This is a genomic window from Pluralibacter sp. (genome assembly GCF_019237635.1).
Lineage (GTDB): Bacteria > Pseudomonadota > Gammaproteobacteria > Enterobacterales > Enterobacteriaceae > Enterobacter_B.
This window is the reverse complement of the sequence record NZ_JAFAGS010000148.1, coordinates 1-9,893: the sequence shown is the minus strand read 5'-3', so window position 1 is coordinate 9,893 and position 9,893 is coordinate 1. Positions and strand designations below refer to the sequence as shown.

Here is a 9,893-nt window from a genome sequence, read left to right as displayed (position 1 = left end):
CAGGTCAACGTCCGCCTGGTGTGCGCGACAAACGCCGACCTGCCGCAGATGGTCCATGAAGGCACCTTTCGCGCCGACCTGCTGGACCGGCTGGCCTTCGACGTCGTTCGCCTGCCGCCGCTGCGCGAGCGTCAGAGCGATATCATGCTGATGGCAGAAAATTTCGCCATCCAGATGTGCCGTGAGCTGGGTTTACCGCTGTTTCCGGGGTTTACCGAACATGCGCAGGAGACGCTGCTCGGCTACCGCTGGCCGGGCAATATTCGTGAGCTTAAAAACGTCGTTGAACGCTCGGTGTACCGGCACGACAGCAGCGAGACGCCGCTGGACAACATCATTATCGACCCCTTTAACCGCCCGGCGCCGCCCGCCTCTGTCGCGCCTGACGGTGAACCCGCATTACCGTTGGATCTCCGCGAGTTTCAGCTACAGCAGGAAAAAACGTTACTGACGCTGGCGCTGCAACGGGCCAAATTCAACCAGAAAAAAGCGGCAGAGCTATTGAACCTGACCTATCACCAGTTGCGGGCGCTGCTGAAAAAGCATCAGCTGTAAGCCTGGCGCGGCGCAGAATTGCGCGTAATATCGCCAGCACCGGCAATAACCCTGATGAATTGATGACATTTAAGGCGGTTATACGCAGACTTTTGTACCTGGCTACCTTAAGTGCGATACACTTTGCAGATCGGTTTTCATTACAAAGAACTTATGCGCCTGAAACTTTCATCTCTGCTGGCCGTCGCGGGATTGCTGTGCGGTGAAGCGATAGCGGCCCCCACGGCGACCCCCGTGGCGCCATCAGATATCCGTGACAGCGGCTTCGTCTACTGCGTGAGTGGACAGGTTAATACCTTTAATCCGCAAAAAGCGGGCAGCGGCCTGATCGTTGATACCCTGGCCGCGCAGATCTACGATCGTCTGCTGGATGTCGACCCCTATACCTACCGCCTGGTGCCTGAGCTGGCCGAAAGCTGGGAAGTGCTGGATAACGGCGCGACCTACCGTTTCCACCTGCGCAATAACGTGCCGTTTCAGACCACCGCGTGGTTTACGCCGACACGCCCGATGAACGCCGACGATGTGGTATTTACCTTTCAGCGAATTTTCGATCGCAACCATCCCTGGCACAACGTCAACGGCAGCAGCTTTCCCTACTTCGACAGCCTGCAGTTTGCCGACAGCGTCGAGCGTGTTCGCAAGCTCGACAGCCGCACCGTGGAGTTTCAGCTAAAACGCCCCGACGCCTCTTTCCTCTGGCATCTGGCGACCCACTACGCCTCGGTCATGTCAGCCGAATACGCGGATCAACTGACCAAAAGCGACAAGCAGGAGCTGCTCGACCGTCAGCCTGTTGGCACCGGCCCTTATCAGTTGAATGAGTATCGCGCCGGGCAGTACATTCGCCTGCAGCGCCATGCCGCCTTCTGGCGCGGCGAACCGCTGATGCCGCAGGTGGTGGTTGACCTGGGTTCCGGCGGCACCGGGCGTTTGTCGAAGCTGCTCACCGGCGAATGCGACGTGCTGGCATGGCCTGCCGCCAGCCAGTTGACCATCCTGCGCGACGATCCACGTCTGCGCCTGACTCTGCGCCCGGGGATGAACATCGCCTATCTGGCGTTTAATACCGACAAACCGCCGCTCAACAACCCGGAAGTCCGTCACGCGCTGGCGCTGGCCATCAACAACCAGCGTTTGATGCAATCGATTTATTACGGTACTGCGGAAACAGCGGCGTCAATTTTGCCTCGCGCCTCCTGGGCATACGACAGCGAGGCTAAAATTACTGAATACAACCCGGCGAAATCTCGCGAACAGCTGAAGGCGTTGGGGCTTGAAAACCTCACGTTACGTCTTTGGGTGCCGACGACGTCGCAGGCGTGGAACCCCAGCCCCCTGAAAACCGCCGAGCTGATTCAGGCCGATATGGCGCAGGTGGGCGTGAAGGTAATCATTGTGCCGGTGGAGGGGCGTTTTCAGGAGGCGCGGCTGATGGACATGAACCATGACCTGACGTTGAGCGGCTGGGCCACCGACAGCAACGACCCGGACAGCTTCTTCCGCCCGCTGCTGAGCTGTGCGGCGATCGCTTCGCAAACCAACTTCGCGCACTGGTGCAACCGCGAATTCGACGCCGTGCTGCAAAAAGCGCTGGCCTCGCAGCAGTTGGCGTCGCGTATTGATGCCTACGACGAGGCCCAGCAGATTCTGGCGCGTGACCTGCCGGTACTGCCGCTGGCGTCGTCGCTGCGTTTGCAGGCCTATCGCTACGACATCAAAGGACTGGTGTTGAGTCCGTTCGGCAACGCTTCTTTTGCCGGCGTCTCGCGTGAGAAGAACGATGAGGTGAAAAAACCATGATTATTTTTACCCTTCGCCGCCTGTTGCTGCTGCTGGTGACGCTGTTCTTCCTCACCTTCGTCGGCTTCAGCCTGAGCTACTTTACGCCGCACGCGCCGCTGCAGGGCGCGTCGCTGTGGAACGCCTGGCTGTTCTGGTTTAACGGCGTCCTGCACTGGGATTTCGGCGTTTCCAGCATCAACGGCCAGCTTATCTCCGAACAGCTCAAAGAGGTCTTTCCGGCCACCATGGAACTGTGCATTCTGGCCTTCGGCTTTGCGCTGATGGTCGGGATCCCGGTCGGGATGCTCGCCGGGATCATGCGCAACAAATGGCAGGACAACGTGATAAGCGCGCTGGCGCTGCTCGGGTTTTCCATTCCGGTGTTCTGGCTGGCGCTGCTGCTGACGCTGTTTTTCTCGCTCACTCTCGGCTGGTTTCCGGTTTCCGGGCGTTTTGATCTGCTTTACGAAGTCAAAAACGTCACCGGTTTTGCGCTGATCGACGCCTGGCTTTCTGACTCGCCCTGGCGCGATGAAATGATCATGAGCGCGCTGCGTCACATGGTGCTGCCGGTGCTGACGCTGGCGGTGGCACCGACCACCGAAGTTATCCGCCTGATGCGCATCAGCACCATCGACGTTTACGACTCCAACTATGTGAAGGCCGCGGCGACGCGCGGCGTGTCGCGCCTGACCATTTTGCGCCGCCACGTGCTGCATAACGCCCTGCCGCCGGTGATCCCGCGCCTGGGTCTGCAGTTCTCGACCATGCTGACGCTGGCGATGATCACCGAGATGGTCTTTAGCTGGCCCGGGCTTGGGCGCTGGTTGATTAACGCCATTCGCCAGCAGGATTATGCCGCCATTTCCGCCGGTGTGATGGTGGTCGGTTCGCTGGTCATTATCGTGAACGTGCTGTCTGATATTTTGGGTGCGATGGCCAACCCGCTGAAACATAAGGAATGGTATGCCTTACGATAGCGTCTATCTCGAAAAGCGCCCGCCTGGCGCGCTGCGCACCGTGTGGCGTAAATTCTATGGCGACACCACGGCGATGATTGGCCTGTACGGTTGCGTCGGGCTGGCGCTGCTGTGCCTGTTCGGCAACTGGTTTGCGCCGTATGGCATCGATCAACAGTTCCTTGGCTACCAGTTGCTGCCGCCGTCGTGGTCGCGCTACGGCGAGGTCTCCTTCTTCCTCGGCACTGACGACCTGGGCCGCGATGTGCTCAGCCGTCTGCTCAGCGGCGCCGCGCCGACGGTGGGCGGCGCGTTTGTCGTGACGCTCGGCGCGACGCTGTGCGGTCTGGTACTGGGCGTTGTCGCGGGCGCCACCCACGGCCTGCGCTCGGCGGTTTTGAACCATATCCTTGATACCTTACTGTCAATCCCGTCGCTGCTGCTGGCCATTATTGTGGTGGCTTTCGCCGGGCCGCACCTGCTGCATGCGATGTTCGCCGTCTGGCTGGCGCTGCTGCCGCGCATGGTCCGTTCGGTCTACAGCATGGTGCATGATGAGCTGGAAAAAGATTACGTTGTCGCCGCCCGCCTCGACGGCGCGTCGACCTTCAACATCCTCTGGTTCGCGATACTGCCGAACATCGCGTCCGGGCTGGTCACCGAAATTACCCGCGCCCTGTCGATGGCGATCCTCGACATCGCCGCGCTCGGCTTTCTTGACCTCGGCGCCCAGCTTCCGTCACCGGAATGGGGCGCCATGTTGGGCGACGCGCTGGAGCTGATTTACGTGGCGCCGTGGACGGTGATGCTGCCCGGCGGGGCGATTATGATAAGCGTCCTGTTGGTTAACCTGCTGGGCGACGGCATTCGTCGCGCTATCAATGCGGGGGTGGAATAATGCCATTACTCGATATCCGCAACCTGACCATCGAGTTTAAAACCAATGAGGGCTGGGTCAAGGCGGTCGACCGCGTCAGTATGACGCTCGCCGAAGGCGAGATTCGCGGTCTGGTGGGCGAATCTGGTTCCGGTAAGAGCCTTATCGCCAAGGCCATTTGCGGGGTGAATAAAGACAACTGGCGGGTCACCGCCGACCGCATGCGCTTTGACGATATCGACCTGCTGCGTCTTTCCAGCCGCGAACGCCGCCGCCTGGTCGGCCATAACGTGTCGATGATTTTCCAGGAGCCGCAGTCCTGTCTGGACCCGTCTGAGCGCGTTGGCCGCCAGCTGATGCAAAACATCCCCGGCTGGACCTTTAAAGGCCGCTGGTGGCAGCGCATCGGCTGGCGCAAACGCCGCGCCATTGAGTTGCTGCACCGGGTGGGTATTAAGGATCACAAAGACGCGATGCGCAGCTTCCCCTATGAACTCACCGAAGGGGAATGCCAGAAGGTGATGATCGCGATCGCGCTGGCCAATCAGCCGCGACTGCTGATTGCCGATGAACCGACCAACGCGATGGAACCAACGACCCAGGCGCAGATTTTCCGCCTGTTGACGAGGCTCAATCAGAATAACAACACCACGATTTTGCTGATAAGCCATGACCTGCAAATGCTCAGCAAATGGGCGGATAAAATCAACGTGATGTACTGCGGTCAGACGGTGGAAAGCGCCCCCAGCGAGGAGCTGGTCACCCTTCCCCATCATCCGTACACCCAGGCGTTAATCCGCGCCATCCCGGACTTTGGCCGGGCGATGCCGCACAAGAGCCGGTTGAACACCATGCCCGGGGCGATCCCGCTGCTTGAGCAGTTGCCCATCGGTTGTCGGCTTGGCCCTCGCTGTCCTTATGCCCAGCGCGAATGCATCGTGACCCCGCGGTTGACGGGCACCCGAGAGCACCTTTTCGCCTGCCACTTCCCGCTGAACATGGAGAGAGAGTGACATGGTCGAGACCCTGCTCGAAGTTCGCAATCTGAGTAAGACCTTTCGCTACCGGACCGGCTTGTTCCGTCGCCAGACCGTGGAGGCGGTTAAACCGCTCAGCTTTACTCTGCGCGAAAAGCAGACCCTGGCGATTATCGGCGAAAACGGCTCCGGGAAATCCACCCTGGCGAAAATGCTGGCCGGAATGATAGAACCGACCACCGGCGAACTGCTGATTGACGATCATCCCCTGCACTTTGGCGACTATTCGTTTCGCAGCCAGCGCATCCGCATGATTTTTCAGGATCCGTCGACCTCGCTGAACCCGCGTCAGCGCATTTCGCAGATCCTCGATTTTCCGCTGCGCCTGAACACCGACCTCGACCCCGAAGCGCGGCGCGCGCAGATCATCGACACGCTGCGGATGGTCGGGCTGCTGCCGGACCACGTAAGTTACTATCCGCACATGCTGGCGCCAGGCCAGAAGCAGCGTCTGGGGCTTGCCCGCGCGCTGATCCTGCGGCCAAAAGTGATTATCTGCGATGAAGCGCTGGCGTCGCTGGATATGTCGATGCGTTCACAGCTTATCAACCTGATGCTGGAGCTGCAGGAGAAGCAAGGCATCTCCTACATCTATGTGACCCAGCATCTGGGGATGATGAAGCACATCAGCGACCAGGTGCTGGTCATGCATCAGGGCGAAGTGGTGGAACGCGGCAGCACCGCCGACGTGCTGGCCTCACCGCTGCACGAATTAACCCGGCGCCTTATCGCCGGTCATTTTGGCGAAGCGCTGACCGCTGACGCGTGGCGTAAAGATCGCTAAAAGCAGTCGGATTCATTCTCCTGGCGGGCATGGCAGAATCGTCCCGTCTTCACAATGACTATAAGGATGACACGCGATGGGTTTTCTTTCCGGTAAACGCATTCTGATCGCTGGCGTGGCCAGTAAGCTGTCTATCGCCTGGGGTATCGCACAGGCGATGCACCGCGAAGGGGCTGAGCTGGCGTTAACGTATCAGAACGACAAGCTGAAAGGCCGTGTCGAAGAATTCGCGGCGCAGTTGGGTTCCAGCATCGTGCTGGAGTGTGACGTTGCCCGGGATGACAGTATCGACGCGGCGTTTGCAGAACTGGCAAAAACCTGGCCGACCTTCGACGGTTTTGTTCACTCTATCGGCTTCGCGCCAGGGGATCAGCTGGACGGCGACTATGTTAACGCCGTCACCCGCGAAGGGTTTAAAATCGCCCACGACATCAGCTCCTATAGCTTTGTCGCGATGGCGAAGGCCTGTCGTGCGATGCTGAACCCGGGCTCGGCCCTGCTGACGCTTTCCTACCTGGGCGCCGAGCGCGCAATCCCGAACTACAACGTCATGGGCCTTGCGAAAGCCTCTCTGGAAGCGAACGTGCGCTACATGGCGAATGCGATGGGCCCGGAAGGCGTGCGTGTAAACGGCATTTCGGCAGGCCCGATCCGCACCCTGGCGGCCTCGGGTATTAAAGACTTCCGCAAAATGCTGGCGCATTGCGAGGCGGTCACGCCGATTCGTCGTACCGTGACCATTGAGGACGTCGGCAACAGCGCCGCCTTCTTATGCTCGGATCTGTCTGCCGGTATCTCCGGCGAAGTCGTTCATGTGGACGGCGGTTTCAGCATCGCCGCCATGAACGAGCTGGAGCTCAAATAACCCCCCGCCCGGCGGTCCAACCCATTACGTAAAATGGTTAAAGACCGCTTGCTGCAATGGGGATAATCGCGTAAAACTGTCAGCCGCTCTTTGGCCACGAAAAAACACCATTATGTTTCAGGACAACCCGCTGCTTGCACAGCTAAAACAGCAACTTCACTCCCAGACTCCTCGCGCTGAAGGGGTTGTAAAAGGTACTGAAAAAGGCTTCGGCTTTCTTGAAGTCGATGCCCAGAAAAGCTACTTCATTCCGCCGCCGCAAATGAAAAAAGTGATGCATGGCGACCGCATTATCGCCGTCATTCACTCTGAGAAAGAGAAAGAAAGCGCCGAGCCGGAAGAACTTGTTGAACCTTTCCTGACCCGCTTCGTCGGTAAAGTACAGAAAAAAGATGACCGTCTGTCCATCGTCCCGGATCATCCGCTGCTGAAAGACGCTATCCCGTGCCGCCCGGTGCGTGATCTGACCCACGATTTTAACGCCGGTGACTGGGCCGTGGCCGAAATGCGCCGCCACCCGCTGAAAGGCGATCGTGGTTTCTACGCCGAGCTGACGCAGTTCATTACCTTTGGCGACGATCACTTCGTCCCGTGGTGGGTGACGCTGGCGCGCCACAATCTGGAAAAAGAAGCGCCAAACGGCGTTGCCACCGAGATGCAGGATGAAGGCCTTGAGCGCCGCGACCTGACGGCGCTCGACTTTGTGACCATCGACAGCGCCAGTACCGAAGATATGGACGATGCGCTGTACGCCGAAGAAACCGCAGACGGCAAACTGCAGCTTACCGTCGCTATCGCCGACCCGACGGCGTGGATTGTCGAAGGCAGCAAGCTCGACAACGCCGCCAAAGTCCGCGCGTTCACCAACTACCTGCCAGGCTTCAATATCCCGATGCTGCCGCGCGAGCTGTCAGACGACCTGTGCTCTCTGCGCGCCAACGAGATTCGCCCGGTTCTCGCCTGTCGCATGACCATCGCGGCGGACGGCGCCATCGAAGACAGCATCGACTTCTTTGCCGCGACCATCGAATCGAAAGCCAAACTGGCCTACGACGATGTGTCCGATTGGCTGGAAAATACCGGTGCATGGCAGCCGGGCAATGACAGCATCGCCCGTCAGATCACCCTGTTGCAGCGTGTCTGTCAGCTGCGCGGCGAGTGGCGTCACCATCACGCGCTGGTGTTCAAAGACCGCCCGGACTACCGCTTTGTGCTGGGTGAAAAAGGCGAAGTGCTGGATATCGTCGCTGAACCCCGCCGCATTGCCAATCGCATCGTTGAAGAGTCAATGATTGCCGCCAACATCTGCGCCGCCCACGTGCTGCGCGACAAGCTCGGCTTCGGCATTTACAACGTGCATACCGGTTTTGATTCCGCCAAGACCGAGCAACTGGCTGAACTGATGAAAACCCACGACGTACACGTCGACCCGCAGGAAGTGCTGACGCTGGAAGGGTTCTGTAAACTGCGCCGCGAACTCGACGCGATGCCGACAGGCTTCCTCGACAGCCGCATTCGCCGCTTCCAGTCCTTCGCGGAAATCAGCACCGAACCTGGCCCGCACTTCGGCCTGGGGCTTGAGGCTTACGCAACCTGGACCTCGCCGATTCGTAAGTACGGCGACATGATCAACCATCGTCTGCTGAAAGCCATCATCAAAGGGGAGTCGGCGAACCGTCCTCATGACGACGTTACCGTTCAGATGGCCGAGCGCCGTCGCCTGAACCGCATGGCCGAACGTGACGTCGCCGACTGGTTGTACGCCCGCTTCCTGAATGGCAAAGCCGGAACCGATACCCGCTTTGCCGCCGAGATTATCGACATCAGCCGCGGCGGTATGCGCGTGCGTCTGGTAGATAACGGCGCAGTGGCGTTTATCCCGGCGCCGTTCCTGCATGCCGTTCGTGATGAAATGGTATGCAGCCAGGAAAACGGTACGGTCCAGATCAAAGGCGAAACCGTGTACAAAGTGACCGACGTGATTGATGTCGTTATCGCTGAGGTGCGCATGGAAACCCGCAGCATCATCGCGCGACCGTTCCAGGCCTAAATTAACCTGCGGCTTTCTCCCCGAAAGCCGCTTTTTTTTTCGCGCTTGCCCCCCCTCTCCGGCAATTTTTTTCCTGTGAGCTCCCACATTCCGCCAAAAGCGATCACAATAAACTGTGTGTTTGCCGCCAATGGAAAAAGACGAAGCAAACCCGGATTTCTATAAAAGTTACAAGCGAATACCGTTGATGTCTCGTTGACGCACCGTTCATTGACAATGCTGTCATTTTTCACTTATTCAATACTGCGCACATGTTGGTCTGGGGGAGACTATGGCTGAGAATATGGAGCAAAACCTGCTATTTCAGCATTTGGGCACAGCCAGTCCTTACTGGCGTCTTGCCAGCGGCAGCAATGCATTGCACCTTGCCACCAGCGAAGAGACCGAATCGCGCCAGGTGGTCGCGCTCAGCGTCGAACAGGCCAACAGCATCCGCGAGATGACGGTCATTACCTCGAGCCTGACGCTCAACATCGACCTCTTTGGCGACTCGGTGCCAGTCCACCTCGTCGGGCGCAAGATCAACAAGTCGCACTGGGCGGGTACGGCCTCGGCCTGGTACGACACGCATTCCGTCGCCCGCGACCTGCAACAGGGACTCTCCTTTGCCGAACAGGTGGTCTCTGAGGCTAACTCCGCCATCGTCATTCTGGACCGCCATGGCAATATTCAGCGCTTTAACCGCCTGTGCGAAGAGTACACCGGGCTGAAGGAACAAGAGGTCATCGGGCAAAACGTCTTTAAGCTTTTTATGAGCCCGGCCGAAGCCGCCGCTTCTCGCCGCCATATCTCCGGATTTTTCCGTAACGGCACGTCGTATGAAATCGAACGCTGGGTCAAAACCCGCAAAGGCCAGCGGCTGTTTTTATTTCGCAATAAATTCGTACACAGCGGCAGCGGGAAAAACGAAATTTACCTGATTTGCTCCGGGACCGATATCACTGAAGAACGACGCGCGCAGGAGCGCCTGCGGGTACTGGC

General features: G+C 58.8%; 9 protein-coding genes. All 9 read left to right on the top strand.

From position 1 onward, the window contains the following. Positions 1-555: helix-turn-helix domain-containing protein (locus tag JO226_RS17045; RefSeq protein ID WP_293606947.1), on the top strand; the 555-nt coding region annotated here is incomplete at its 5' end. Between the two features lie 153 nt (positions 556-708). Continuing rightward, the gene (gene sapA / locus JO226_RS17040) at positions 709-2,358 is read left to right on the top strand and encodes an ABC transporter substrate-binding protein SapA (RefSeq protein WP_293606946.1); all 1,650 of its coding nucleotides are present in this window, start codon (positions 709-711) and stop codon (positions 2,356-2,358) included. Beyond that, positions 2,355-3,320, top strand: coding sequence for a putrescine export ABC transporter permease SapB (gene sapB / locus JO226_RS17035; RefSeq protein WP_293606945.1), 966 nt, complete (start codon positions 2,355-2,357; stop codon positions 3,318-3,320). The genes sapA and sapB overlap by 4 nt, the downstream gene beginning before the upstream one ends. Continuing rightward, on the top strand, positions 3,307-4,197 hold the full coding sequence (sapC, locus tag JO226_RS17030) for a putrescine export ABC transporter permease SapC (RefSeq protein WP_293606944.1): 891 nt from the start codon (positions 3,307-3,309) through the stop codon (positions 4,195-4,197). The genes sapB and sapC overlap by 14 nt, the downstream gene beginning before the upstream one ends. Further along, positions 4,197-5,189 carry a putrescine export ABC transporter ATP-binding protein SapD gene (gene sapD / locus JO226_RS17025; RefSeq protein ID WP_293606943.1) on the top strand — a complete coding sequence of 331 codons (993 nt, stop codon included), beginning with the start codon at positions 4,197-4,199 and terminating at the stop codon, positions 5,187-5,189. Before sapC ends, sapD begins: the two co-directional genes overlap by 1 nt. Position 5,190: 1 nt before the next feature. Further along, the gene (gene sapF / locus JO226_RS17020; protein ID WP_293606942.1) at positions 5,191-5,997 is read left to right on the top strand and encodes a peptide ABC transporter ATP-binding protein SapF; all 807 of its coding nucleotides are present in this window, start codon (positions 5,191-5,193) and stop codon (positions 5,995-5,997) included. 76 nt (positions 5,998-6,073) lie between these two features. Further along, a complete protein-coding gene (gene fabI / locus JO226_RS17015; RefSeq protein WP_293606941.1) occupies positions 6,074-6,862 on the top strand; it encodes an enoyl-ACP reductase FabI in 789 nt (262 codons plus the stop codon). 112 nt (positions 6,863-6,974) lie between these two features. Continuing rightward, positions 6,975-8,912 carry an exoribonuclease II gene (locus JO226_RS17010; RefSeq protein ID WP_293606940.1) on the top strand — a complete coding sequence of 646 codons (1,938 nt, stop codon included), beginning with the start codon at positions 6,975-6,977 and terminating at the stop codon, positions 8,910-8,912. Positions 8,913-9,183: 271 nt separating this feature from the next. Next, positions 9,184-9,893 (top strand): PAS domain S-box protein (locus tag JO226_RS17005; protein ID WP_293606939.1); only part of this gene is annotated, 710 nt, incomplete at its 3' end.

Bases quoted from the DNA above. Each gene is read 5' to 3' on its own strand.
- sapA (WP_293606946.1), top strand. From the start codon at position 709: ATGCGCCTGAAACTTTCATCTCTGCTGGCCGTCGCGGGATTGCTGTGC.
- sapB (WP_293606945.1), top strand. From the start codon at position 2,355: ATGATTATTTTTACCCTTCGCCGCCTGTTGCTGCTGCTGGTGACGCTG.
- sapC (WP_293606944.1), top strand. From the start codon at position 3,307: ATGCCTTACGATAGCGTCTATCTCGAAAAGCGCCCGCCTGGCGCGCTG.
- sapD (WP_293606943.1), top strand. From the start codon at position 4,197: ATGCCATTACTCGATATCCGCAACCTGACCATCGAGTTTAAAACCAAT.
- sapF (WP_293606942.1), top strand. From the start codon at position 5,191: ATGGTCGAGACCCTGCTCGAAGTTCGCAATCTGAGTAAGACCTTTCGC.
- fabI (WP_293606941.1), top strand. From the start codon at position 6,074: ATGGGTTTTCTTTCCGGTAAACGCATTCTGATCGCTGGCGTGGCCAGT.
- JO226_RS17010 (WP_293606940.1), top strand. From the start codon at position 6,975: ATGTTTCAGGACAACCCGCTGCTTGCACAGCTAAAACAGCAACTTCAC.